Source organism: Leucobacter salsicius M1-8, from assembly GCF_000350525.1.
Taxonomy (GTDB): domain Bacteria; phylum Actinomycetota; class Actinomycetes; order Actinomycetales; family Microbacteriaceae; genus Leucobacter; species Leucobacter salsicius.
Genome location: NZ_AOCN01000026.1, coordinates 245,362 through 270,349 on the forward strand (window position 1 = coordinate 245,362; position 24,988 = coordinate 270,349).

At 67.5% G+C, this 24,988-nt stretch carries 20 protein-coding genes; 2 read left to right on the plus strand and 18 right to left on the minus strand.

What is annotated here, in order from left to right; all coding sequences use genetic code 11:
- Positions 1 to 6: 6 nt before the first annotated feature.
- Positions 7 to 864, minus strand: coding sequence for an aa3-type cytochrome oxidase subunit II (gene ctaC, locus C795_RS0113530; protein ID WP_017794284.1), 858 nt, complete (start codon positions 862 to 864; stop codon positions 7 to 9).
- Positions 865 to 1,020: 156 nt separating this feature from the next.
- Positions 1,021 to 1,398, minus strand: a complete 378-nt coding sequence (locus C795_RS0113535) for a HesB/IscA family protein (RefSeq protein ID WP_017794285.1) — start codon at positions 1,396 to 1,398, stop codon at positions 1,021 to 1,023.
- A gap of 158 nt (positions 1,399 to 1,556) precedes the next feature.
- Here C795_RS0113535 and C795_RS0113540 point away from each other — a divergent pair, with 158 nt between their 5' ends.
- Positions 1,557 to 2,120: a DUF3043 domain-containing protein gene (locus tag C795_RS0113540; protein WP_232225497.1), complete on the plus strand. Its 564-nt coding sequence runs from the start codon at positions 1,557 to 1,559 to the stop codon at positions 2,118 to 2,120.
- 59 nt (positions 2,121 to 2,179) lie between these two features.
- On the opposite strand, the gene C795_RS0113545 is transcribed toward C795_RS0113540, so the two are convergent.
- The 8 genes from C795_RS0113545 to C795_RS0113580 all read right to left on the minus strand — a co-directional run bounded on the left by C795_RS0113545 (position 2,180) and on the right by C795_RS0113580 (position 14,563).
- Positions 2,180 to 3,226: a quinone-dependent dihydroorotate dehydrogenase gene (locus tag C795_RS0113545; protein ID WP_017794287.1), complete on the minus strand. Its 1,047-nt coding sequence runs from the start codon at positions 3,224 to 3,226 to the stop codon at positions 2,180 to 2,182.
- Between the two features lie 7 nt (positions 3,227 to 3,233).
- The gene (gene nrdR, locus C795_RS0113550) at positions 3,234 to 3,704 is read right to left on the minus strand and encodes a transcriptional regulator NrdR (protein WP_017794288.1); all 471 of its coding nucleotides are present in this window, start codon (positions 3,702 to 3,704) and stop codon (positions 3,234 to 3,236) included.
- Position 3,705: 1 nt separating this feature from the next.
- A complete protein-coding gene (gene hisD, locus C795_RS0113555) occupies positions 3,706 to 5,016 on the minus strand; it encodes a histidinol dehydrogenase (protein WP_026139684.1) in 1,311 nt (436 codons plus the stop codon).
- 46 nt (positions 5,017 to 5,062) lie between these two features.
- Positions 5,063 to 6,607: a methyltransferase gene (locus C795_RS0113560; RefSeq protein ID WP_017794290.1), complete on the minus strand. Its 1,545-nt coding sequence runs from the start codon at positions 6,605 to 6,607 to the stop codon at positions 5,063 to 5,065.
- A gap of 147 nt (positions 6,608 to 6,754) precedes the next feature.
- Entirely contained in the window at positions 6,755 to 7,399 is a 645-nt protein-coding gene (locus C795_RS0113565; protein WP_026139685.1) for an NAD(P)-dependent oxidoreductase, read from the minus strand.
- Positions 7,400 to 7,467: 68 nt separating this feature from the next.
- Positions 7,468 to 8,907, minus strand: a complete 1,440-nt coding sequence (locus C795_RS0113570) for a glutamate synthase subunit beta (protein WP_017794292.1) — start codon at positions 8,905 to 8,907, stop codon at positions 7,468 to 7,470.
- On the minus strand, positions 8,900 to 13,495 hold the full coding sequence (gltB, locus tag C795_RS0113575; protein ID WP_017794293.1) for a glutamate synthase large subunit: 4,596 nt from the start codon (positions 13,493 to 13,495) through the stop codon (positions 8,900 to 8,902). Before gltB ends, C795_RS0113570 begins: the two co-directional genes overlap by 8 nt.
- 300 nt (positions 13,496 to 13,795) lie before the next feature.
- Positions 13,796 to 14,563, minus strand: coding sequence for an SDR family oxidoreductase (locus C795_RS0113580; RefSeq protein ID WP_017794294.1), 768 nt, complete (start codon positions 14,561 to 14,563; stop codon positions 13,796 to 13,798).
- 159 nt (positions 14,564 to 14,722) lie between these two features.
- Between C795_RS0113580 and C795_RS0113585 the strand changes: the two genes are divergently transcribed.
- Positions 14,723 to 15,082, plus strand: coding sequence for an RNA polymerase-binding protein RbpA (locus C795_RS0113585; RefSeq protein ID WP_026139686.1), 360 nt, complete (start codon positions 14,723 to 14,725; stop codon positions 15,080 to 15,082).
- A gap of 17 nt (positions 15,083 to 15,099) precedes the next feature.
- On the opposite strand, the gene C795_RS0113590 is transcribed toward C795_RS0113585, so the two are convergent.
- The 8 genes from C795_RS0113590 to C795_RS0113625 all read right to left on the minus strand — a co-directional run bounded on the left by C795_RS0113590 (position 15,100) and on the right by C795_RS0113625 (position 24,962).
- Entirely contained in the window at positions 15,100 to 16,197 is a 1,098-nt protein-coding gene (locus C795_RS0113590) for an HTTM domain-containing protein (RefSeq protein WP_017794296.1), read from the minus strand.
- Positions 16,194 to 17,078 (minus strand): DUF5819 family protein, encoded by an 885-nt coding sequence (locus C795_RS0113595; RefSeq protein WP_017794297.1) that lies wholly within the window; start codon positions 17,076 to 17,078, stop codon positions 16,194 to 16,196. Before C795_RS0113595 ends, C795_RS0113590 begins: the two co-directional genes overlap by 4 nt.
- Positions 17,079 to 17,239: 161 nt before the next feature.
- Positions 17,240 to 18,778 carry an apolipoprotein N-acyltransferase gene (gene lnt, locus C795_RS16105; RefSeq protein WP_017794298.1) on the minus strand — a complete coding sequence of 513 codons (1,539 nt, stop codon included), beginning with the start codon at positions 18,776 to 18,778 and terminating at the stop codon, positions 17,240 to 17,242.
- Positions 18,775 to 21,093, minus strand: coding sequence for a DEAD/DEAH box helicase (locus tag C795_RS0113605; protein ID WP_017794299.1), 2,319 nt, complete (start codon positions 21,091 to 21,093; stop codon positions 18,775 to 18,777). Before C795_RS0113605 ends, lnt begins: the two co-directional genes overlap by 4 nt.
- Complete coding sequence (gene tatC / locus C795_RS0113610; protein WP_017794300.1) at positions 21,090 to 21,920, minus strand: twin-arginine translocase subunit TatC; 831 nt, start codon at positions 21,918 to 21,920, stop codon at positions 21,090 to 21,092. Before tatC ends, C795_RS0113605 begins: the two co-directional genes overlap by 4 nt.
- Before the next feature lie 61 nt (positions 21,921 to 21,981).
- Complete coding sequence (locus tag C795_RS0113615) at positions 21,982 to 22,980, minus strand: helix-turn-helix transcriptional regulator (RefSeq protein WP_017794301.1); 999 nt, start codon at positions 22,978 to 22,980, stop codon at positions 21,982 to 21,984.
- Positions 22,977 to 24,032, minus strand: a complete 1,056-nt coding sequence (locus C795_RS0113620) for a helix-turn-helix transcriptional regulator (protein WP_017794302.1) — start codon at positions 24,030 to 24,032, stop codon at positions 22,977 to 22,979. The genes C795_RS0113615 and C795_RS0113620 overlap by 4 nt, the downstream gene beginning before the upstream one ends.
- Before the next feature lie 9 nt (positions 24,033 to 24,041).
- Positions 24,042 to 24,962, minus strand: a complete 921-nt coding sequence (locus C795_RS0113625) for a hypothetical protein (protein WP_026139687.1) — start codon at positions 24,960 to 24,962, stop codon at positions 24,042 to 24,044.
- Between the last annotated feature and the right edge of the window lie 26 nt (positions 24,963 to 24,988).

Consider the following 24,988-nt stretch of genomic DNA (forward strand, 5'->3'; position numbering starts at 1 on the left):
TACCCCTTAGTACTGGTTCTCGTTCTGGGACTTGGCTTCATCGCCGTAGAATGCCTCCTGGTTCGGGTTGAACTCCACGCTCACCTGCCCAGTGTTGCCTGCATCGCGCAGCGAAGCGACGTATGCGTCGTACTCGTCCTGCTCAACGACGTTTACCTCGAAGAGCATCATCGAGTGGTACTCGCCACACAGTTCCGCACACTTACCCATGAACGTGCCGGTCTTCTCCGGCGTAATGCTCATGTAGTTCGTCTGACCCGGAATCATGTCCTTCTTGTACAGGTACTCAACGACCCAGAAGGAGTGGATGACGTCACGCGTCTCAAGACGAAGCTCGGTGGTCTTGCCCACCGGCAGGTAGAGGACCGGCATGGTCTCTTCCGTTGCTTCGCCCTCGGCGTCGGTCTGCACCTGAACGCCCTGGAAGTAGACATCATCATTTACGTAGTTGAAGTCCCACGCCCAGCGCTTACCAACAACCTCGACAACGTTCTCGGGGTTCTCGTAGCGCTTCTCGATGGATGCCTGCTCCTGCGCGGTGAACGCGAAGAAGCCGAGGACCAGAAGCACAGGCACAACCGTAAAGAAGGTCTCGATCGGCATGTTGTACCGCATCTGCACGGGCAGGCCGGTCTGGCCCTTCCGGCGACGGTAGGCGATAGTCGCCCAGATGATCAGACCCCAGGTGATTGCACCGATTACGAGCAACACAATCCAGGAGGTCACCCAAAGACCGGTGATCCCGTCCGTGTGGTTGGTTGCACCCTCAGAGCCTGCAGGCAAAAATCCCCGCTGCTGCTCCGGGGTACAGCCCGCGAGCAGCAGGGCTGCCGAGAGCGCGACCGGAGCCGCGACCCATTTCATTCGACGATTGGAACGCACCGCATACCTTTCGAAACATTTCTCGCCCCCTCTTTATGGGCAGGCGAAGCTGATTACTCCCTGTTAGCTTAGCGCGAAGCTGAGCGTTCCCCGAACCACGCGCGGGTGTCGCGCGCAGATTTCGAAGCAATTTCTGGTTTAGCCGAAGCTATCGCCACACGCGCAGCTGCCGGCAGCGTTCGGGTTATCGATCGTGAAGCCCTGCTTCTGGATCGAATCCTCGAAGTCAATGGAGGCACCATTGAGATAGGGCACGCTCATCGCGTCAACCACCACTTCAACGCCGTCGAAGTTTGCGACCGCGTCATTCTCGAGCTCACGCTCGTCGAAGAAGAGCTGGTAGATCAGCCCAGAACAACCGCCAGGCTGCACCGCGATGCGCAGGCGAAGATCGTCGCGGCCCTCCTGCGCGAGCAAGCTGCGCACCTTGTCGCGAGCAGTCTCGCTCAGCGTGACGCCGTGGGCGTGTTCGGCCACCGGCGTCGAACCGCCAGCGTCTAAAATTTCCGTGCTCATGGGCACTCCTCACCCTCAATGCAAGTAACACCTCCACTCTACCCCGGACGTGCGAATTGGGCCCGGCCAAGCACGGTAGTCTTGGGCTGGTGCGGCTAGAGCCGCGTGACCGTTACATACTGTGCGATATTTGCACCCAGTGGAGAGGACAGGCCTTGGTGAAGAAGGGCGCTGAAGACGCGAGCAACTTGGGCGAACCCGAGGCCACAGTCGGCAAGGGACGCCCGACGCCCTCGCGCAAGCAGGCGCAGGCTGCCAATGCTCGCCCGATCGTGGGGTCAAAGGACAAGGCCGTTCAGAAGCAGCTGCGTCAGCAGCAGAACGAATCCCGCGAACGCGCACGCATCGGCATGATGCAGGGCGAGGAGCGCTATCTCGGTCCCCGCGACCGTGGCCCGCAGCGCCGCTACGTACGCGATTACGTCGATGCACGCTGGAACCTCGGCGAACTGCTTATTCCGATGATGCTCGTCGTGCTCGTCATGACGTTTATTCCGGGCATTATGCAGCTAGTCAGCCTGTTCGCAATCTGGGTCTTCGTTGGCCTCGCGATTATTGACGCTGTGATTCTGGGCTTCACGCTCAAGAAGAAGCTTGCGGCCAAGTTTGGCGAGGCTCAGGTGCAGCCCGGCTTCCGCTGGTACGCCGCGATGCGCGCGTTCCAGTTCCGCCCGCTGCGCATGCCCAAGCCGCAGGTGCGCCGCCGGCAGTACCCCGAGTAGGCCACAGCCGCTCAACGAATCAGCCCCGAGACCAGGGGCTGATTCGTTAGGCCGTGTTGTTAGGCTGCGTTGCCGCGAAAGCCCAATCGCTTCAGTCCACGGTTAATGTGTGCGGCCCAGAGCGGCCCCTCGTAGATGAACGCGGTGTACCCCTGCACCAGCGTCGCACCGGCGGCCACCCGCTCGTACACGTCGTGTGCGTCGGCGACGCCCCCGACTGAGATCACGCAGAAGGCGGGGTCGGGTGCGACCTCGCGGATCCGGCGCAGCACCTCGAGCGACCTGACTCGCAGCGGCTCCCCTGAGAGGCCACCCGCGCCCATCTCGGCGACGCGCGCGTCGCTCTCGTTGAGACCGTCGCGAGAAATCGTCGTGTTCGTCGCGATGATTCCGTCGAGCCCAAGGCGCAGGGCGAGTTCGACGATTCCGTCGATCTGAGTGTCGTCCATGTCGGGAGCAATTTTCACGAGCAGCGGGGTCTCCCCCGCCGCGCGCTTGACCTCGGCGAGCAGCGGTTCGAGCAATTCGACCTCTTGCAGCCCCCGCAGCCCGGGCGTGTTGGGCGAGCTCACGTTGACAGCGAGGTAGTCAGCGATCGGCGCGAGCCGTTCGGCGCTCCACACGTAGTCCGCGGTGGCGTCTTCGACCTCGGTGATGCGGCTCTTGCCGATATTGACACCGATGACGGGACGGTGGCGCGACATCCTTGCCCGTTCCACGCGCGGCACCGCTGCGGCCGAGCCGCCATTGTTGAAGCCCATGCGATTAATCAGGGCGCGGTCGCCCACGAGCCGGAATATGCGCGGCTTCGGGTTGCCGTCTTGGGCGTGCTTGGTGAGCGTGCCCACTTCGACGTGCCCAAAGCCGATGGCACCGAGGCCCAGAATTGCGGCGGCATTCTTATCGAATCCCGCCGCAAGCCCGAACGGGCTCGGAAACACGAGCCCGAGCGTGCGCACGCGCAGTGCCGGGTCGGGCGCGCAGAAGCGTGCGAGCAGCGGGCGCACCGCGGGGGCCGCCTGAATCACTGCGAACGCGAGGTGGTGCGCGCGCTCGGGATCCACGCGCCGCAGCACGGTGTTGAACAGTGCCGGGTAGAACCGCATCTCTGTGTTACTCCTGATCGTTGGGGGTGGGGCTCGGGTGTGCGCGCAGCTCTGCAATCGCTGCGTCGAAGTCGGCGAGCGACTCGAAGGCCTGGTAGACGCTTGCGAAGCGCAAGAACGCGACCTCGTCGAGCTCGCGCAGGTGCGGCAGCACGGCGAGCCCAATCTCGTTGGCGTCAAACTGCGCGATGCCGGTGCCGCGCATGGACTCCTCGACCTGCTGCGCGAGCAGCGCGAGGTCGGCGTCGGTGACGGGGCGGCCCTGGCATGCCTTGCGCACTCCCGCCATCACCTTCTCGCGGCTGAAGGACTCGACCACGCCTGAGCGCTTAATCACGGTGAGGCTCGCGGTCTCGGTCGTGGTGAACCGCCGGCCACACTCGGGACACTGGCGGCGGCGGCGAATCGAGAGACCGTCGTCGGCCGTGCGCGAATCGATGACGCGGCTGTCGGGATGCCGGCAGAAGGGGCAATGCATCTTATGCCTCCCCTTCAAACCGCGCGCTGACGGCCTCGCCGTGCGCGGGCAGCCCCTCGGCTCCTGCCAGCGCCAGCAGCGGAGCCTCGAGCGTCTTCAGCGTGTCGCGGTCGTAGCGCACGATCTGCTGCGGCCGGAGGAACGTGTGCGCGCCGAGCCCGGAGGCGAAGCGGGCGGTGCCACCGGTCGGCAGGACGTGGTTGGATCCTGCGAGGTAGTCCCCCAGGCTCACCGGGGTGTAGCTCCCCACAAAGATCGCGCCGGCGTCGGTAATGCGGGCGAGCACTGCATCGTCGTCGCCGGTCTGAATCTCGAGGTGCTCGGGGCCGTAGGCGTTGCTCACCCGCGCGGCAATCTTGAGATCGTCGACGAGGATCACGGCCGACTGCGGGCCAGCTAGCGCGACCGCCACGCGCTCGGCGTGGCGCGTGCGCGGGGCACGGGCGGTGATCTCGGCGGCGACCCGCTCGGCGAGCTCCGTTGAAGTGGTCACGAGCACCGATGCCGCAGCCTCGTCGTGCTCGGCCTGGCTAATCAGGTCGGCGGCGATGAAGCGCGCGTCGGCCGACGCGTCGGCGATCACCATGATCTCCGTGGTGCCGGCCTCGGAGTCGATGCCGCACAGCCCGCTGACGACGCGCTTGGCCGCGGCCACGAACACGTTACCCGGGCCCGTCACGACGTCGACGGGGTCGAGATTGATTTCGGGCACACCGTGGGCAAAGGCAGCAATCGCGCCCGCGCCGCCAATGGCGTAGACCTCTTCGATGCCGCAGAGCGCTGCTGCCCACAATACCGCGGGGTGTGGCAGCCCGTCGTTGTCGCGCTGAGCCGGCGACGCGAGGGCCAGCTCGGGCACGCCAGCGACCTGTGCCGACACTGCGTTCATGATCACTGAAGACGGGTAGGCGGCCTTTCCGCCGGGGGCGTAGAGCCCCACCCGGGAGACCGGCTGCCATCGCTGCGTAATTGTCGCGCCGTCACTCATGTGGGTGATCTGCGCGGCGGGCACCTGGGCGGCCGCCCCGCGACGTAGGCGCGCGATGAGTTCGGTGAGTGCCGCCTCGATCTCGGGCGGGCAGTCGGCAAGCGATCCCTGGATGGCCTTGACCGGCACACGTAGCGCGTGGCCCGACACACCGTCAAATGATTCGGCCTGCTCGCGCAGCGCAATCTCACCGCGCGCAGCGACGTCGTCAACAAGCGGGCGCACGCGCGCCACCGCATCATCAGCGCTCAGAGCGGCCCGGGGAACCAGCCCCAGCAAATCAGCTCGCGAGAGCACTCGGCCCCGCAGATCTATCGTTCGCATCACCCGTCCAGTCTACCGGGGCGGCGGGGCTCTCCCTGCGCGGCAGCTATCCCTCTGCAGCGACCATTCCCAGCCACGCGAGCTCACGCACGCTGGAGATCAGTGCCTGACGGGCAGCCGCCTCATCCACCTCGAGCAGTGTGGCGAGGGCATCCGCAATCTGGACGAGCGTCAGATCGCCGTCACACGCTCCGAGCGCCGCCGCGAGGAGCGGGTCGGCCGCTACCCGACGCGAGATGGGTCGCTCGATCGACAGCGAGATGGCGCGCGGCGCCTCGACACCGGGCTCGTGCTCCCGGTGCTCTGCGACGGCGGGCTCTCGCACCCAATGCGCCTCGAGCACCTCGGCGTCAGTCATGCGCGCGGCGCGCACGCCAGCTTCGAACGCCGCCGCGAACGCGCGGCCGGTCTGCTCCGTGGTGATCGCGCCGGCAGCCTGCTCGAGGTGCACGAGCGGCTCTCGCTCGGGGCTCGACGTGCGGCTGATCCGGATCGAGCCCAGCCCGATGCTCACCACGCGCCGAGCCTCGAAGTCGTCGAGCCAGGCGGCGAGCTTGCGATCGTAGCCCGCGCTGCCCGGGCGTTCCCCGCCGTCTCGGGCCCACATTTGCGCGTAGCCGAGCGGGTCGAGGCGGTCGCGCTCGATCACCCAGGCGGCGAGCCCGGCCTGCTTCGCCGCGGCGACCCAGCCGCGCACGCGCTCGAGGCCGTTGCCGCCCCAGGGGCTCTCCCAGTTCGCAAGGCACACGAGCACGCCTTCGGGTGCGAGGTGCTGGGCGCCCTGGCGCACGACGTCGGCGGCCAGATCGTCGCCCGCGCGGCCACCATCCCGGTATTCGTAGACGGGCTCACCAGCAATGCGGGGCGTGATCACGAACGGCGGGTTCGACGCGATGAGCACAAATTCCTCGCCCGCGACCGGCTCGAATAGGCTCCCCGCACGAAACTCGATGCGGTCAGCGAGGCCGTTCAACCGGGCGTTCAGTCGGGCCATCGCGAGCGCACGCTCGGAGATGTCGGTGGCGACGACGCGGTTGCTGCGCAGCGCGAGATGCAGGGCCACGATGCCGCAGCCCGTGCCGAGATCGAGGGCGGCCCCGTGCACGCCGCCCGGGGGCAGCTGTGCAATGAGCGAGCGCGTCGCGCCGCCGACTCCCATGACGTGATCGGTGCGCGCGGGGCCACCGCGCAGGTGGTCATCAAGGTCTGAAACGATCCACCAGTCTCGCGCGGCTAGCTCAGCCGCGGCGTCGACCGCGTCGTGCACCGTCACCGCGTTGAGTGACCTGGTTGCGCTGAGGTGGCCGTCGGCGAGCTTCGCAAGTTCGAGGACTATGAGCCCCGCACTCCCTACCCCGGGCAGGGCCTCGTCAACCAGCGCTTGGAGCACGCTCTCGCCGAGCAAGAACAGCCGCGTCAGCGTCGCGAGCGGTGAGACTTGCCGATGCCCCAGCACGCGCTTGGCCGGCAGCATCGTGCCCGCCTGACGGGCACGATCCGCCGATTCTCCCAGCAACGTCTCAATGGCGGCGGTCGAAAAGTCGGCGCGCGCGAGGTCGGCCGCGAACAGGTCAAGAAGATCGTCAGTCACTCGCTCAAGCGTAGTGGTTGCCCGCTACGGGCAGTTGCGGGGAATAGACAGGGAGCCAAACTAGTAGGTGGCTGTAACTATTACGAGGCCGCATCAATTTCGCACCGCCGCAACGGTGTCCCTGTGGGCTATCAGGGGCGGCTCCCCTTAGTAGGCGATGGTGAGCTGCGCCCGCCGATGCTCGCCACTTTCGATCTCGTCAACGATCGCGACACCGAAGTCGGCGCCCGAAATTGATGAGTTACCCTCATCATCCGTGAGCAGCACATCGCCGCCCACCCGGTAGTCGCCCGTGTACTCCCCTGCCGCCCAGGGCCCAAATGTGGCGGCAGGGCTGACGTAGAACCAGTCGAGTGTTGGTGCGCCGGCCCTCAGGTCTGCGAGCACGTCGCGCATCTCGGTCGCCTCGGGCTTCGCCTCCGGTGAGAAGTCAGGCGAGTTCAGCAGTAGGTCGCCGCCCGCGCGTTCGAGCAGGCTTCCTGCGCCACCAATGACGCCGAGTCGCACGCCAGCCTCGGCGGCCTCGGCCGCGAGCTCGGCAATCGCCGGGCGCACACGCCCCAGCATGTCTCCCCGAGCCGACACCGCGACAATCGCCACCTCTGCGCCAGCGAGCGCGCGGCCACGATCGGCCGCATTTTCGATCGTGCCGAGCAGGTAGTGCACGCCTCCGATCTGTTCGGCCGGCTCGTGGCGCGAGAGGCTGACGACGTCATGTCCGGCCACCACGGCGGCCTCCACGATGTGTCGGCCCGCGTATCCGCTGCCACCAATCACTGCGATTCTCGTCATCATCGACCTCCCAGCGGGCCCGGGTGTGCCCTCTTCCTTCACCATACTCCTGCACTCGGGGCCCCGCGCTAGTGCATCCCTCGATCGCTTGCCCGCACCGGTGATGGGAGTCGGATTTCGCCCATCAAATAGGCGTCAGCCGAAGCGGCCGCCGAGCGCCCCTCCGCGATCGCCCACACGATGAGGGACTGACCCCGGCCCGCATCACCCGCGACAAACACGCCGGGCTCCGCCGTGGCGAACCGGTCGTCCCGTGCCAGCGCGCCCCGCCCATCGGTGTCCAGACCGGTGACCGGCTCCGCACCCACGAAGCCCATCGCGAGCAGCACGAGCTCGGCCTCAAGCAGCCGTTCGGTGCCAGGAAGCGGTTCGCGGCCGCCCGCCGTGAACCCGGTTTCGGCTACCCGCAGACCCGTGACCCCGCGCTCATCCCCAGTGAACTCGACCGTGGAGGCCAGGTACCTGCGATCTCCGCCCTCTTCGTGCGAGCTCGAGACCTCAAAGAGGTTCGGGTGCGTGGGCCAGGGCTGCCCCGCAGTGCGCTCGGAGGTCGGCTGGCGCCCGATGGCCAAACTGGTGACGCTCGTGGCCCCCTGGCGCAGGGCGGTGCCTACGCAGTCCGAGCCCGTGTCGCCGCCGCCAATCACGACCACCCGCTTGCCGCGCGCGTCCAGATGGTCAGGCGCGTCCCCCCGCGTCGCCACGGCGTGATTCGCCGCCGTCAAGTAGGGCATGGCGTGCACGATGCCGGCAAGGTTGCGCCCCGGCAGCGGCAATTCGCGCGGCACGGCGGCGCCGGTCGCCACGACCACCGCGTCAAAGCGCCGCCGCAGCTCGGGCCAGCTCATGTCGCGGCCGATCGCGACCCCGCAGCGAAACCTGGTGCCCTCGGCCTTGAGCTGGCCGATGCGCCGTTCTACCAGCTGCTTGTCGAGCTTGAAATCGGGGATGCCGAACCTGAGGAGCCCGCCGGGTTCCTCGTCGCGCTCGAACACGACAACCGTGTGACCCGCGCGCGTCAGCTGCTGCGCTGCGGCCAGCCCCGCGGGGCCCGAGCCCACGACGGCTACCCGCTTGCCGGTGAGCCGCTCGGGCGGGTGGGGCGTCACCCAGCCGTGCGCGAACGCCTCGTCGATGATGCTGTTCTCAATCTGTTTGATTGTGACGGCGGGCTGATTGATGCCGAGCACGCACGCCGATTCGCAGGGGGCGGGGCAGGCCCGACCCGTGAACTCCGGGAAGTTATTGGTCTCGTGCAGCCGCTCGATGGCCTCACGCCCACGGCCGCGGTGCGTCAGGTCGTTCCACTCGGGAATCAGGTTGCCGAGCGGGCACCCCTGGTGGCAGAAGGCGACGCCACAGTCCATACAGCGCGAGGCCTGGCGGGCCACGATCTCGGGCTGGGCCGGATCGACGACCTCCCGCCAGTCACGCAGGCGCAGCGCGACCGGCCGTTTCGGGGCGAGCTCACGCTCGCGCACGGTCAAGAATCCATGTGGGTCAGCCACGGGTCGCCTCCAAGATATCGTTCCAAACGGTTGCGCCGTCGGGGTCCTGCCCCGCGGCGTGCGCGCGTTCACGCACCTCGAGCACGCGAGCGTATCCACTCGGGACAACGTGGGTGAACCGCGCGAGGGTGCGCTCGCGGTCTCGGTCGAGCTCGGCCAGCAGGTGCCGCGCGACCGGTGACCCAGTTTGCTCGAGGTGCCGACTCATGAGGCTCACCACTCGGGCCTCGAGGACGTCGCGAGCGGGCCGCTCCGCAAGGCTCCCGAGGCAGAGGGATCCGGATCCCAGTTCGGACGCGTTCACGTGCGCGGTATCCAGGTCGAGCACAACGGCCTCGCCGCCCGACATGCCCGCGCCGAAGTTGCGGCCGGTGGGTCCGAGGATTAGGGCGAAGCCGCCCGTGAAGTACTCGAGGGCGTGGTCGCCGACGCCTTCGACGACCGCGATCGCGCCCGACCCGCGCACGAGGAAGCGCTCGCCGACCTCGCCCGAGATCCAGAGGTGGCCGCTCGTGGCCCCGTACCCGATCACGTTGCCTGCGATCGTGCCGACGGGCCCAGCGGCGGCCTCGGCCGGGTGGGGGCGAATCACGATCTCGCCGCCCGAGAGCCCCTTGCCAACGTAGTCGTTGGCGTCTCCGGTGAGGCGCAGCGTGATGCCGGCTGGCAGAAAGGCTCCGAGCGATTGCCCGGCCGAGCCCGTGAGGGAGATGTCGATCGTCTCGGGGGCCAGTCCATCGGCACCCCACCGCCGGGTCACCTCCGATCCCAGCAGCGTGCCGACCGCGCGGTCGGTGTTGCCGACGGGCAAGTCGAAGATGCGCGGTTCCCCTCGGTCGAGTGCGCCCGCGCAGTCCGCGAGCAATGCGGCGTCGAAGTGCTCCCCAACCCCGTGTTGCTGCGCGAACCGGTGGCGCCTGCCGACGGCGCCCGTGTCAGGGCCCCATAGCAGTGGGGTGAGGTCGAGCCCGTCCGCTTTCCAGTGCCGCACGGCGTCGTCGACGTCGAGGGCTGCCGTGTCGCCGACCGCCTCGTCGAGCGTGCGGTAGCCGAGGGAGGCGAGCAGCTCACGCACCTCCTCGGCCAAGAACATGAAGAAGTTGACGATGTGATCGGCCTGGCCGGTGAAGCGCGCACGCAGCTCGGGGTTCTGGGTGGCGACGCCCACCGGGCAGGTGTCCAAGTGGCAAGCGCGCATCATGATGCAGCCCGAAACCACGAGCGGGGCCGTCGCAAAACCGAACTCCTCGGCGCCGAGGAGCGCGGCGATCACGACGTCGCGGCCCGTCTTGAGCTGCCCATCGACCTGCAACACGACCCGCTCCCGCAGTCCGTTGAGCATCAGCGTCTGCTGCGCCTCGACGAGGCCGAGCTCCCACGGCGACCCCGCGTGCTTCAGCGAGTTCATCGGGCTCGCGCCCGTGCCGCCGTCGTGGCCGGATACCAGGATCACGTCTGAGAGCGCCTTGGCGACGCCCGCGGCGACGGGGCCGATGCCCGACTGCGACACGAGCTTCGTCGAAATACGCGCGGCCGGGTTGGCGCGTTTCAGGTCGTAGATCAGCTGCTTCAAGTCCTCAATCGAGTAGATATCGTGGTGCGGAGGCGGCGAGATGAGGCCCACCCCCGGGGTCGCGTGCCGGGTGCGCGCGATCCAGGGGTACATCTTCGTGGGCGGGAGCTGCCCGCCCTCCCCCGGCTTCGCGCCCTGCGCGAGCTTGATCTGGATCTCCTCGGCGCTCACGAGGTAGGCACTCGTCACCCCGAAACGGCCAGACGCGACCTGCTTGATCTTGCTGCAGCGCTCTGGGTCGGCGAGTCGCTCGGGCGTCTCCCCGCCCTCTCCCGTGTTGGACTTACCGCCGATCCGGTTCATGGCGATCGCAAGGGTTTCGTGCGCCTCGGGCGAGATCGAGCCGAAGCTCATGGCCCCCGTGGCGAACCGTTTGACGATCTCGGTCGCGGGCTCGACCTCGGCGATATCGACCGCGGGACGCTGCGGCGAGAGCGTGAGCAGCCCGCGCAGCGTCATGAGCCTAGACGCCTGGTCGTTGACCCGTGCCGAGTACTGGGCGAACAGGTCGCGGCGGCCCGTGCTCGTTGCATGCTGCAGCTTGAAGATCGTCTCGGGGTCAAACAGGTGGGGCGCCTCACCCCGCCGAAACCGGTACTCGCCCCCCGTCTCGAGCCGCTCGTGGACGCGGGGCGCGGTGTCGTCGGGGTAGGCGGCGCGATGACGCACCGCGACCTCGGCCGCAAGCACGTCGAGGCCAACGCCGCCGAGTTTCGTCGCGGTGCCCGAGAAGTATCGATCCACGATCTCGCGGCCAAGGCCGATCGCTTCAAACGCCTGGGCACCGCAGTAGGAAGCGACGGTTGAGATGCCCATCTTGCTCATGATCTTGAGCATGCCCTTGCCGAGGGCCCGGATCAGGCGCGCGGTGGCCTCGGACTCGGTGAGCCCTTCGATCACGCCGTCGCGCACCGCGAGCCCCACGGTTTCCATCGCGAGGTACGGGTTGACCGCCGCCGCACCGTAGCCGATGAGTGCGGCGACGTGGTGCACCTCCCGCACGTCGCCCGCCTCCGCGATGAGGGCGACCCGCATACGCTCGCCCGCGCGGATCAGGTGGTGGTGCACGGCCGACACCGCGAGCAGCGACGGGATGGGAGCGAGGTCCTTGTTCGAGTCGCGGTCTGAGATCACCACGAACTCGGCGCCCGCGGCGACGGCCGCGCTCGCCTCCCGGCACATCTCGTCCACGCGCTCCGCCAGCCCGCGGGCGCCGAAGTCAACGGGGTACAGCCCCCGAATGGTGACGGCACGCTCGGTGAGTGGGTCCTCCCCGAAGTGCTGGATGCGGGCGAGCAGGTCGCCATCGATCACCGGGAAGTCGAGCACCACCTGGCGCGCGTGCTCGGCCGACTGGGTCAGCAGGTTCAGTTGTGGCCCCATGCCCGCGCGCAGGCTCGTCACGAGTTCCTCGCGCAGCGCGTCGAGCGGCGGGTTGGTGACCTGCGCGAACTGCTGCACAAAGTAGTCAAACAGCAGCCGGGGCCGCTCGGCCAACACCGCAATGGGGGTGTCGGTGCCCATGGCGGCGATCGGCTCGATTCCGGTGCGCGCCATCGGCTCGAGCAGCAGCCGCACCTCCTCCTCCGTATACCCAAACGTGCGCTGTCGGCGCAGGATCGAGGCCTGCGGGTGCACGAGGGGCTCTCGCTCGGGTTCGTCAGCCAGCCGGATCCGGCCGTGCTCCAGCCAGGCTCCCCAGGGGGCCGCTGCCGCGAGTTCGGCCTTTACCTCGGCATCATCCCTAATTCGCCCGCTTGCGAGATCCACTGCGAGCATGCGACCCGGGCGCAACCGTCCGCGGTGCGCGACGCGCTCGGGGGCGATGTCGAGCACCCCGGTCTCGCTCGCGATGACGAGGAGTCCATCGTGCGTTTCGAGGGTGCGGCCGGGGCGCAGCCCGTTGCGGTCGGTGAGCGCCACCAGCTCCTCACCGTCTGTGGCGATCATCGCGGCGGGTCCGTCCCAGGGCTCCATCACGAGCGAGTGGTACTCCAGAAAGTCGACGAGGCCGGGATCAAGGCTCGGCTCGTTCTCCCACGCCTCCGGCACCATCATGGCGAGCGCGTGCGGCAGCGACCGGCCCGCGCGCACCAGGAGCTCGAGCACCTCGTCAAAGCTTGCCGAGTCGCTGCCGCCCGCCGAGCAGATGGGCAGAAGCTGCCGCACGTCGCCGAGCGCTTCTGACTCGAGTTGGGCCTCGCGGGCCCGCATCCAGTTGCGGTTGCCCCGCACGGTGTTGATCTCGCCGTTGTGTGCGACCATGCGCAGCGGCTGCGCGAGGTGCCACGACGGAAACGTGTTGGTCGAATAGCGCGAGTGCACAATGGCGAATCTGCTGGCGAACCGCGGGTCCCCCAGCTCGGGATAGAACGCGGGCAATTGCAGCGTGGTGACCATGCCCTTGTACACGATCGTGCGAGCGCTGAGCGAGGGCAGGTAGCAGCCCGTCTCGTGTCCGATGCGCTTGCGCGTGCGAAAGGCGTGCCGTTCGAGCGCGGCCCCGTCGAGCGGCACGCGCGCGGGCGCCAGAATCAACTGCGAGATGTGTGGCGCGGCGTCGGCCGCCGCGGCCCCCAGGCCCGCGGCCTCCGTGGGAATCTCGCGCCAGGCCACCAGGCTGAGGCCTTCCTCGGCCGCGATCGCCTCGATCCGGTATCTGGTGGCCCGGCGCTCCGCCGCTCCAGCCGGCAAAAACACGTGGCCAGCGAGGTACCCGCCCGCGGGTGGCAGGGTGGCTTCGGGATGTGACGTTGCGAGCTCGCTCCGGATCAGGGCGTCGGGCACGTCGGTAAGAATGCCGGCGCCGTCGCCGGTTCCCGCGTCAGAGCCGACGGCGCCGCGGTGCTCCAAGTGTGCAAGGGCGTTCAACGCGAGCCGCACGGTGTCGTGGGTGGCTGTGCCGGTGAGCGACACGACGGCAGCGAGACCGCAGGCATCGCGTTCCTCTGCCGGGTTGTAGAGCCCAACGGGTTCGGTGGGTTGGCGTGGGGCCTGTGCTGGGTTGGCAGTCATCGCCGTCCCCCTTCTGGTGGTGGGACTACGGCGGCCCATTGGGGCTGGCGCGGCGCTCAGGACGTCGGTGTCGCGGCGAGGCACGTCAGCGGGAGTGCCACACTATCACCAGAAAATTCGGTCAGTTGACGCCCTAGCCCACACCGTCGCTCATTTGCGGCGCCTGAATACTTCCTCACCGAATAATCTACATTTCTCACGACAGTTCACCGAACGGCGCCAAGAACCTTTACACGCCGGAAACACTTCTGGCGCGTCCCCGAAACGGGAACGCGCCAGAAGTGACAGCCAGGTGTGACGCTACTCGGCTGCGCCGAAGCTCGACACGTCGCCCACGAGGCGCGTGTGATCTGCGGGGACGGGCTCGACCGCAGCGAGCGCAACCTCGGCGGCGAACTCGGCCACGTTGTAGAGTCGACCGGCCTGCTCGCGACGATCCTCGAGCGCGCCCGGGTTCATGCGGTTCAGCAGTGTCGCGGTGACCGTGCCCTCGATCATGTCGCCCGACACCACCACGAACTCGATGCCGCGCTCAGCCAGGCCAGCGATGCGCTCGCGCAGCGCGTCCTCACCCGCACGCTTGGAGCGTGCCACGGGCTCGTACTCGGGCATTGTGGGCGTCGTGTTGATGAAGTGCGCCTGGTGACTCGTCACAAACACCACGCGGGATCCCTCGCCCATGAGCGGCAGCGCCGCGTCAAGCACCGAGAGCTGGGCATCGCGGTTGAGCTTGAGGGCGTAGTCCTCAGCCATGCCGCTCTCCATGCCACCCGAGGCGTTCAGCACGAGCACGTCCAGGCCGCCGAAGGCCTCGCGCACCGCGTCCATCATGCCAGCTACCGACTCGGGGTCGGTCAGGTCAGCGCCCTGCACAAGGGCCTGCACGCCAAGTTCACGCAGCTGCGCCGCGAGCTTTTCAGCACGCGGGGCCTTGTTGCGGAAGTTCACGACTACGTCGGCCCCCGCCTCAGCAAAGTAGCGTACGGTGTCGGCGCCCACGCCACGGGAAGACCCGGTTACCAGGGCGCGCTTGCCAGCGAGGCTGCCAGCTTCAAGAATCTGTGTCACCAGAACTCCTCAATTCGTTTGGTTCACGTCACGACAACCCTACTGGAACGTCCATGCAGGTACGCCGTCACACATGGGCCTACCGCTTCGCCTGTGATCCCGGTACGCTGCAACAAATGGCAGTGGACACAATGTGTGCACGTGGCGAGGAGGTCCAACATGGCCGATCGTACGCTCCGAGGAACACGTATAGGCGCGACAAGCTTGCAGGGCGAAGAGGGCGTCAAGCTCTCCCCCCGGCGAGGCGTGGAGTATCTCACCGAGCGCGGGGAGAGGTTTACCGTACTGTTCGATGCAGACGCTGAGCCCCCCGCAGAATGGTACGAACAGAAGACCGGAGAACTCGGTTTCCTCGACGACGAAGCGGGCCGCACGGCGCGCACCGAGTTCGAGGACAAGGCCTCGTCTCAGCGCACACCGTGGGACATGCTCGTCGAGCGACGCAGCATCGAGGAGCTCGAAGAACTCCTCGATGAGCGGCTGCAGTTGCTCCGGGCGCGGCGCGGCACCAAGAAATAATGCCGCGCCTCCTCTAACTACGAGGCGTTCGCCACTTCCACGTCGGCAACCTTTGCGGCGGGGACGACTGGTGGGCGCCCCTTGGCGTCCCGCCAGCGTTGCTGGGTGCCTTCGGCGATCCGCTGCCACGAACGGTCGCGAATGAAGATCGCGTCAATCGCGATCATGGTGAGCGAGAACCACGGCAGCCCCATCACGACGCCAATCGCAATGTGGAAGCTCAGGATTCCGGCCAGCGCGATGAGCCGGGTCGGGCGCGTGAGCAGCATGAGCGGGAAGCCGATTTGAATCAGGATCGAACCCCATGCGGCGATGGTGACCATCGGCCCCCACGTGGTGAGTAGATCCGAAAGAACCGGCCAGTTACCAAAGCGCATGGTCTGCAGCGGATCGTAGACGGCCCAGCCGCCCGCCCACGGCGCGCCCTGCGCCTTGTACAGGCCTCCCGAGACGTAAACGAAGGAGACCTGCGCGACAAGCGCGATGAGCGCGAGGTTGTGCAGCGCCGTGCCCAGCTGCTTGGTTGCCGAGCCATCGGGGAACCACTCCCCGCGCTTCGCGCGTCGGCGGGCGTCGAGGGACCAGCGCGCGGCCGGATCGGCGAAGAACATGAGGATCATGGCGATGCGCTGCATGTTGTCGCTTTGATCGCCGACCATGTCGTTCATCTCGATGAAACTCACCCAGCCGATAAAGAACAGCGGCAGCACGATCCGGAATCGCCAGCCGAGGATGAACAACACCGCGAGACCGATCAGGGCGATGTAGCAGACCGTGAACCAGAAATCGTTGCCCGCGACCCGGTTGAACAGGCTGAATAGCCAGATGTTCGGGAAGTCGCTGATGGGCGCTGTCAGTTCGCCGTTCCAGGCGGAGCCGGAACCAAAGGTGTAGAGCCTGGTCCCGAAGTTCGAGAGCATCAGCCCCAGCATGGCGAGGCCGAAGACCATGCGGGTCACGGCGAGGCCGTAGAGGACCTTCTTGCCCCCAAACAGCCAGTTGTCACACCACTCGACCACGGCACCGATGGTATCGAGGATGGAGTTCCACACTGACACGATGGTCAGGCCAATAAACGCAGCCAGGCGCGCTACGGGAGTTCTGGAGTCGCTCACTGGGTGATCCTCTCGAACTGCGCGCGGAAGGTGCGCCCAAAGTTCTCATCATTCTGGCCCGGCTCCACGAGCAGACCGCGCCAACCAGACTCGGTCATCATGGGGGCGGGGCGCTCGGCGTCGGGGTTGTGGCGCTCGGCAAACGGAACGATGTTCTGCCGGCTCACACGAAACTGCACCTGCTTCACCCCATCGCCCCAAATCGCACGTGCGACCTGGGTGGCGTACAGGGTAGACAGGCGCTCCTGCGCGAGCTGCTCAGCCACTGCGGTCTCATCGGCCTCGTCGCCCAGCAGATCCGATCCATCGCCGGCCACCGACCCCTGCAACAGCGCGTTGTAGAGGTCCGCCTCCCAGGTCTCGCCGGTGAATGCCTGTGCGACCGTGTTGCGCTGGCTCTCGCCGAGCGAATCGTAGGCGCCCTTAAAGTTCGACGCGACCTCAGACGACTGGATACCAGCGCGCGGCGGAAAGAGGTTGTACTGGATCATGGAAAGCTCGACGTCGGTGGTACTCACCCACCCGGTTTCAATGTCTTGCCCGTCTTCCTCGATCACCGCGCGCACGTTGAAGTGGTAGTCGCCGTTGATGGGCTCGGGGGCAAACACACTCCATGACTGCCCGAAGAACGGAATCATGTACGAGGTGAGCATGTTGCCGGGAACGACCTCGCGCAGCGGCGAGTAGGGTGCGATCCACAGGAATGAGGCGAACACCTGCCAGGCGGTGAGGATCGTTGCCAACCCCACGAGCACACGCACCCACGGCTTCACCTTGCGCGGCACTGGCGCGGCACTGGCTGGCATCTCGGGGCCGTTCAGCTCTGCGGCGGGTATCACTTGCTCTGACTGTTTCATAACCGCTTCAGTATCAGTGCTCATGTCTGCTCCCCGAGCTGTCCTCGTTCGCTGGCGCAGATCGTCGCGCCTGCGCGGTGATCTGCGCGCATCACTCATGCGCGCCTATTCGTGGCTCCTCAGCTAGCGTACACAGCGAGCACTATCCCGAGCAGCCTTGCGCACCGTGTGGCGTGCCGGTTGGGCTAATTTCGCCGCGTGATCCGGCCCGCAAGCATCGCCCGCACGAGCCCGGCAGCGCCCGCCACACACCACAGCGCCGCGATCCAGGCGCCCAGCTCAGTGGCGGGCGTACTTCCCTGGGTGAGCGGGACCGTCGCGACCATAGCACCCGCGGTGTACGGTGTGATGGTCGCCGCGTCCGAGCCGTCGGGCAGCACGATCGCACTCGTGCCCACCGTGGAGATGTTGACGAGCGCGCGCCCCGTTTCGACGCCCCGCAGCCGGGCGATGGCCAACTGCTGGGCACTTTCGTCGGTGCGACCAAAATCTGCGTTGTTGGTCTGCGCAAAGATGATCTCTGCGCCGTCACCCATCATCGCCACGGCCTGCTGGTCAAAAATAATGTCGAAGCAAATGGCGAGCCCGGCGCGAGTGACGCCCGCGGCCGTATCGACGTCGAACGCCGCGGGTCGTTGCCCGGGCGTGTAGTCCAGTTGGACGAGGTCGACGAGATCGGGCACGAGCGCGCGGAAGAATTCACGGTTGGGCATGTACTCAGCAAAGGGCACGGGGTACCGCTTGTCGTAGCGCTCGGTAAGAGGCCCCTCGGGGCCCCACACCAGGGTGCTATTCGTGAAGATGTCGCCCGGATCGCGCAGAATCGACCCGACTACGATGGGCGCCTGCGCCCGCTGGGACAGCCGCGCTACGCGCTGGCTCCCCAGTACGTTGTCGGACAGCGCAAACTCGGCACTGTTCTCGGGCCAGACGATCACGTCGACGCGTTCGCCACGCTCCTCGAGGTCGGTGAGGAGCGCGTCGGTCGCCTCGATGTGGCCTGCCAGCACCGCCCCCGACTCGCGATCATCAAAGATCGCGGACTTCGAGTTCCCCTGCACCGCCGCGACTCGCAGCTCGCCCTCACGGGCCACCGGTGCCGGCGGCACGAGCGCCGCGACCAGCGCCAGCGCGAGCGCGCTGGCACAGCAGGTCACGAGCCGCTGACGTGAGGGGCGCGCGAACCACGCCGCCACGCACACTGCGCTGACGAGCGCCACGAGCCCCGAGAGCCCGGCGAATCCCAGCCACGAGACCGACTGCAGCAGCGGGCCGTCCGCCTGCGTGTGCGCGAGCCTGCCCCACGCAAACCCACCGTAGGGCACGAGTCCCTGCAGCTGTTCGCGCGCGACCCACAGCCCTGCGACCGCGAACGCGAGCCACGTGATGCCCGGGAGTCTGCGGGTGACGAACGCCGCGCACAGACCGAACAGGGCGTACCAGGCGATCATGAGGATGCTCAGCGCGAGCCACGGCACGGGGCCGAGGTACAAGGTGAGCCACGAGATCTGCGGCAACCAGAACCCGGCACCTGCCGCGGCACCAAGCCCTACGGATGCCCACCCTCGCTGCCGCCACAGCGCCGCGAGCACCAACGCGACGGCGGGAAACGCGGCCCACCACCAGGCGAGGCTCGGGGTTGCGGCGTCGAGCAGCAGGCCGCCCGCGACCGCGGCTGGCCAGGCCAGCCACCAGGGCAGTGGCCTGCGTACGTTGCCAGTCACGCGCCGCTCGAGGATTCCACGATGCCGCGCCGGATCGACCGCTTTGCGGCCCGGGCCGTCGTGCCCAGCGCGGTGAGCCGATCGTAATCGTCTCCCACCGCGTTTTCGCACGCCTGGGCGATCTGATCGAGCAGGTCGATCGTTTGCTTGGCCCAGCGCACGAAGTCGCCCGCGCCGATTCCTGCCGACTCGAGCAGGTTCTCGATCGCTTCTCCGCTGGACCAGCCGTGCATGGTCGCGGCGAGGCCGGCGTGCGGCATCTCGGTGCGCGGCAGACGGTGCCCGTCGGCAAGGTCGTCGAGGCGCGCCCAAATGTCGATGACACGATCGAACGCACGGGCGAACACGGCACCGCCCGGGAGCCTGTTTTCACCCTCATCATCGCGACGGGGCTCGTAGCTCAGCACGCAACACATGGCGGCGAGGCCCTGAGCGTCGAGGCCGGCGAACGCCTCCTCCCGCAGCGCCTCGGCCACGAGCAGGTCGCGGTCGCCGTAGATCCGGCGCAGCAATTGGCCCCAGTGGGTGACCTCGGGATCAGCCAGGGTGCCCTGCAGGTAGCCGAGTTCGGTGAGCATCGAGACCACGCGGTCGAACGTGCGCGAGATCGTGCCCGTGCGGGCCGCGATCTGGCGCCGGCCCCGTTCGAGCTTGCGCCGCATCTTGCGGGCCCGGTCCTCCCAGCGCTGCAGGTCAGCACCAGTCGCGCGTGCCACTGCCTCATCGTACCCTCTGAGCGAGTCCTGCATCGCCCGCAGCTCGCGTGCTTCGCCGACCACCGCGCGGTCGGTTTGAAACTGTGCGAACGAGAGCTCGAGGGTTTCGCGCACGCGATCGGCGCTCATGCGTTCGAGCAGGTTCACGGCCATGTTGGGGGTGGGGCGGAAGCTGGAGCGCACGGGGAACGAGCGAGCGCCGGCAAGCTGAGCGAGCTCCTCCAGCTCGATCCCGTCGCTCCACACGACCACGGAGTGGCCCTCGACGTCGATGCCCCGGCGGCCTGCCCGGCCGGTGAGCTGCGTGTACTCCCCCGAGGTGAGCGGCACCCGGTCGACGCCGTTGAACTTATCGAGCCGTTCGATCACCACGGCGCGCGCCGGCATGTTGATGCCGAGGGCGAGCGTCTCGGTCGCAAACACGAGCTTGACGAGGCGTCGCTGAAACAGCTCTTCGACGACGGATTTGAAGGTAGGGAGCAGCCCCGCGTGGTGGGCCGCGACGCCTCGCTCCAGCCCCGCGAGCCACTCGCGCACGCCGAGCACGCGCCGCTCTTCCTCGCTCATGTCGCGCACGGCCTCGCTCGCGCGGGCCCGGATCTCGGCACGCTCTTCTCGGGTCGTGAGCGAGATGCCCTCAAACAGGCACTGGCGCACGGCCTGGTCACACCCATTGCGGCTGAAAATAAACACGATGGCGGGCAGCAGGCTCGTCTCGTCGAGCGCACGAGCAATGTCGGCGCGCGAGATTCGGCGCGTGCGCCGCACTGGAGCCCGGCCGCGCGAACGGTCGCCCCGGCCGCCGCGCCCACGCCCGCGACCGCCCGAGCCCTCGAGTTCGCGCAGCTCCGGGTTGATGCGGCCGCGTGCGGCGATCTCCCCGTCGCGGCCGACGAACAGCGGCGCGAGCTGCTTGCTCGTGAGCACGTGCTGGTAGAGCGGCACCGGGCGGTGCTCCGACAGGATCACATCGGTGCCGCCGCGCACCGCGTGCATCCAGTCACCAAACTCCTCGGCGTTGGACACGGTGGCAGACAGCCCGACGAGCCGCACGTGGCGGGGCAGGTGGAGAATGATCTCCTCCCACACTGCGCCGCGAAACTTGTCGCCAAGGAAGTGAACCTCGTCGAGTACCACGAAATCGAGATCAGCGAGCCTACCGGCGCGCGCGTGCGACTGCTCACCGGCCGGGGGCGTCTCGACGCCCTCGGCATAAATCATGTTGCGCAGCACCTCGGTCGTCATCACGACGATCGGGGCGTCGCCGCGCACATTCACGTCGCCCGTAAGTAGCCCCACCTCGTCCTCGCCGTACTGAGCGCACAGCTCGTGAAACTTCTGGTTCGACAGTGCCTTGATGGGGGCGGTGTAGATAATGCGGGCATCGCGCTCACGGCGCGCGAGAAACACTGCGAACTCCGCGATCGTCGTCTTGCCGGATCCCGTGGGGGCGGCGACGAGGACGCTGCGGCCCTCTTCGAGCCTGGCGCATGCCTCCCGTTGAAACGGGTCAAGTCCGTAGGGCAGTCGTCGTTCAAACTGTTCGAGTGCCGATTCGGCCGGCGGCAGCTCGCGCGTCACGGGCGCGACCTCGCTCACGCTGCGCCCTCGGTGCGTGAGTTGTCATTGAATTCGTCGAGGCCGTACTCGGCGAATTCCTTCGCTGTTCGCTTGTCGACCCTCCGGTCGTGTAGAACGGCCACTCCCGCCGCAAGGAAGTACAGCACCACCATGGGCGCGGCGAGCAGGAACATGCTCATCAGGTCGGCCGCGGGCGTGGCGATGCCCGCGAACAAGATGATGAGCAGAATGGCCACGCGCCAGCTCTTCAGAATGGACTGCCCGCGCACGACTCCAATGAAGTTCAGCAGCACCAGTAGCACCGGCATGACGAACCCGATGCCGACCGCGAGGAGCAGCTTGATCGCGAAATCGAGGTAGCTGCGCGCGTTGAGGAAGAATGCGTCCTGATCTGGCTGGAAGCTCGCCATCAGACGCACGATGTTGGGCAGCACCATCCAGCCCGCGTAGGCACCCCCAAGGAAAAGGGGCACGGCTGCACCCAGAAATCCGACACCGTAGAGCTTCTCGCGTCGGGTCAGACCGGGCGCAAGGAACGCCCAGATTTGGTATAGCCACACCGGCGACGCGAGCAGCACCGCGATGAAGAGCGAGATCTGTACCTTGGTATCGAACGCGCCGGTGATGTCACCATAGGTGATCATTGCTTCTCGGCCCTGCTCACCGAGCGACTCGATGGGCTTGCGCAGGATCTCCCAAACCATGGGCGACAGGAACCAGCCCGCCACGAGCCCGACCGCGATGGCGATCGCCGCATACATCAGGCGTTTGCGAAGTTCAACAAGGTGCTGCCCGAGGCTCATGCGCCCCTCGGAATTGCGCCCCTGGCGCGCCTGTTTTGCCATTGGCTCAGTGTATCTCAGCGTCCGCTGTGGACGTGCCAGGCGCGCACGCGGGTCGAGTCACTCACGCGTCGTACGCTGCGAGCGCGCGGCTCGCCCAGTCGTACACGTCGGCGCGAGCTTGCGGAGGCGATTCAATGACGATGCGTCCGGGGGCAACGCGCATGAGCTGCAGCGCCAATGCGCCGTGCCACGCGTCGATGGCGACGCGCAGATATCCCGGGCTGGATTCCTCCAGCACGCGCGGCGCAAACCCCGCCAGTGCGGGAAGGCTCGTCGCGGGCACCGTGGCAATCAGTTCGGAGTACCCACCCGGCTGCGGGGCCCGCACGTCGGTGGGTGCCTCCGCAGTTGCTTCGGCGGTTGACTCGGCAGCGTTCATTGCGCCGAGCCTCAATTCGGTGATCTGTGCCACGCGAAAGCTGCGCTCGGCCTGGCGGTCGAAGCAGTGGGCACGCAGATACCAGGCGTCGCCGTCCTGGGTGAGCCCCAACGGCCGCACCCGGCGCTCGGTTGCCACCCCCGCGGCGTCGCGATAGCCGAACCGTGCTTCGCGCCCGTCGCGGAGTGCATCGACGAGCACCGCGACGCGCGAGTCGGCGGCATCCTGTTCGAGCGACAGCGCGGGCGTCGGGCCGCCGAGCGCGTTCGCGAGCTTGTTGGCCAGGGCCTCGGCGCGCACCGCATCCGCGGCGGGAAGCAGCGGAGTGAATGCGTGCAGCCCAGCGAGCAGCGCCGCGGTTTCCGCCGGGGCAAACCGCGGCGCCGCATCGACGGCGATCATCTGGGTGAGGCGCGCCTCATCGCGCAGCTCGAGCGCATCCCAGTCGATGTCGAAGAGATCCTCGTGCTGGTAGCGCTGCGTGTCACCCGGCACGCCCGCCGTACCGAGAAACCCGATCAGCTCGCGCACCTCCTCGGGGGTGGTCGCGAAGCGTTCCGCCAGCTCGGCAACGGGCACCGCATCGCGTTCGCGCAGGTACCCCACGAGTGAGAGCAGCATGACGACTCGGTCGGCCGAGCTCGCCTTCGGGCGTGCGGCTGGGCGTGCGTGTGCGCTCATGCGTCTCCCCCATCATCGTCAATCGGATCGTGCGCGTCGGGGGCGTGCCCCGCCGCGATCGCGCGTAGCGCCGACATGACGAGCTCGCGTAGCTCAGGGGGCGACACGACAGCAACGTCAGGGCCAAACTCGACGAGCTGAGCCGCCAATACGTGGGCGTCCAGGTACGGCAGTTCGACGCTCACGTCGCCCGCGGGCGCTGCCTCGCTACCGGGGGCATCGGAGTACGGCGTGAACCGGGCCTCGGCGACCGATCCGGATCGCACGCGCAACACCGCTTTCTGCTGTGCGGCGAGCTCGCCCAGCTGGGTGACGAGTGCGCCAGCGAGATCCGGAGCGCGCTCGCGCAGCTCAGCCGGGATGGTCGCGCGTTCGGTGCGCACCGCGCCCGAGATGCGAGCGAGTAGAAACACGCGGCCCGCGTCGCGGTCCAGATCCCAGCCCATCAAATGCCAGCGGCCCTGGGCTCGGTGCAGCGCGAGCGGGGCGACGCGTCGCGGGTGCGGAGTGTCCCGATCCGGGTTCGTGTACGCGAACGTGACCACCCGGCCGTCATCGATCGCGCGCTGCAGGTCGCCCGCCCCGGGCTCAATGGGCCCGAGCTTTGGGGCGACGCCCAGGTGCTGCACGTCGAGGCCCGAGCCGAGCGCCTCAAGCTTGAGCACTGCGTGACGCGATCCCTCGCTCATGCTGCCGTCGCTCCAAGCGATGGCAGCGAGCCGCAGCAGCGTCAGCTCGTCGGCATCGAAGCGCAGATCGGCGGGAAACTGGAGCCGATCCTTGGAGATCCGGTACCGCGTGAGTTGATTATTACCCGGCTCGAGCGGCGAATCTCGCGTCTCCACCTGGATGCCGAGAGCGCGCAGCTGCTCCTTGTCGCGCTCGAACTGCCGATCGAGCGCGGTGTTCTCGCCCCCGACCTCGTAGCGGTCCGAGTAGCCGTAGACCGAGCGCAGCAGGTCTCGCTTGGTCGCCCCCTTGGGGCTCACGACGAGAGCGAGTACGAGGCTGAACAGCCGCTGCTCGCTCGGAACCCGCGAACGAGCCGACACGTTTCGGGCCTAGTTCACGCCGAGAATGTCAATGACGAGCACGCGGGGCGTACCGCCCTTTACGTTCTCGACAACGACAACCTGCGAGCCCACCTGCTGCCCGGTCAACGCGGTGCGGTAGGTGAAGCCCGACTGTTCGATCTGGTCCTCGTTGCCGAGACCCATCAGGCCGGTGTTCCAGGAGTTCGTGCGCTCGGTGCCGTCCCAGCCCACCTCGAGCACCTGCGCGATGATGTTGTTCGCCTCGGTCACCGTGGCGCCCTCGCCCTGGATGCGCACGGCGGCAGTGGTGCCCGCCGGTGCATCACGCGGGGGCAGCACGACGCCCGGGCGACCCTCGTCGTTCGTGACCACTGCGGGGTAGCCGTTGGGCAGGCCCTTAACCTTGCCCTGCACCGCGAGCGGGCTGACCGACTCAACATCAATGACACCGATGACACCGGTCTCACCCTTGCCGCCGAGCTGCGTCGCGAGCTGGGCACTTTCGGCGGGGCCGAGCGCGAGCACGGCGCGATCGCCCGCCGCGAGGCAGCGCACCGACTCGCTCAGCGGGTTCGGCTGCTCCTCATCGATGAGCAGAAACTCGGGCGAATCGGACGTGCCGAACGCGGGGCTCTGGTAGACCTGATCGCCCGTCGCTGCATCGAAGAATGCCATGTTGACGCCCACCAGCGACTGCTCGACGGCAACGACCTGGCGGTCGGCGGCCTCGTCGACCACAGTGCGCTGCGAGGTGTTGATCACCACGTCGTCGGGCACCGAAATGGCGGGGTCGGCCTGAAAACCGCCCCCGACCTCCACACTGTCACTCAGCGCGCCCGGCTGCATCAGGGGCGTGCAGTCGGCAGCGGCCTGCTGCGCGCTGCAGCCGGTGATCCCGGCGATGAGCAGCGCTGAGACTGCAGTGGCGGGAAGAACTCGACGAAGCATGGGCACCTCTCGGGGAAACCTGTGGG

Bases quoted from the DNA above. Each gene is read 5' to 3' on its own strand.
- ctaC (WP_017794284.1), bottom strand. From the start codon at position 864: ATGAAATGGGTCGCGGCTCCGGTCGCGCTCTCGGCAGCCCTGCTGCTC.
- C795_RS0113535 (WP_017794285.1), bottom strand. From the start codon at position 1,398: ATGAGCACGGAAATTTTAGACGCTGGCGGTTCGACGCCGGTGGCCGAA.
- C795_RS0113545 (WP_017794287.1), bottom strand. From the start codon at position 3,226: ATGCGGTTCTACCCGGCACTGTTCAACACCGTGCTGCGGCGCGTGGAT.
- nrdR (WP_017794288.1), bottom strand. From the start codon at position 3,704: ATGCATTGCCCCTTCTGCCGGCATCCCGACAGCCGCGTCATCGATTCG.
- hisD (WP_026139684.1), bottom strand. From the start codon at position 5,016: ATGCGAACGATAGATCTGCGGGGCCGAGTGCTCTCGCGAGCTGATTTG.
- C795_RS0113565 (WP_026139685.1), bottom strand. From the start codon at position 7,399: ATGACGAGAATCGCAGTGATTGGTGGCAGCGGATACGCGGGCCGACAC.
- gltB (WP_017794293.1), bottom strand. From the start codon at position 13,495: ATGACTGCCAACCCAGCACAGGCCCCACGCCAACCCACCGAACCCGTT.
- C795_RS0113585 (WP_026139686.1), top strand. From the start codon at position 14,723: ATGGCCGATCGTACGCTCCGAGGAACACGTATAGGCGCGACAAGCTTG.
- C795_RS0113595 (WP_017794297.1), bottom strand. From the start codon at position 17,078: ATGAGCACTGATACTGAAGCGGTTATGAAACAGTCAGAGCAAGTGATA.
- tatC (WP_017794300.1), bottom strand. From the start codon at position 21,920: ATGGCAAAACAGGCGCGCCAGGGGCGCAATTCCGAGGGGCGCATGAGC.
- C795_RS0113615 (WP_017794301.1), bottom strand. From the start codon at position 22,980: ATGAGCGCACACGCACGCCCAGCCGCACGCCCGAAGGCGAGCTCGGCC.
- C795_RS0113625 (WP_026139687.1), bottom strand. From the start codon at position 24,962: ATGCTTCGTCGAGTTCTTCCCGCCACTGCAGTCTCAGCGCTGCTCATC.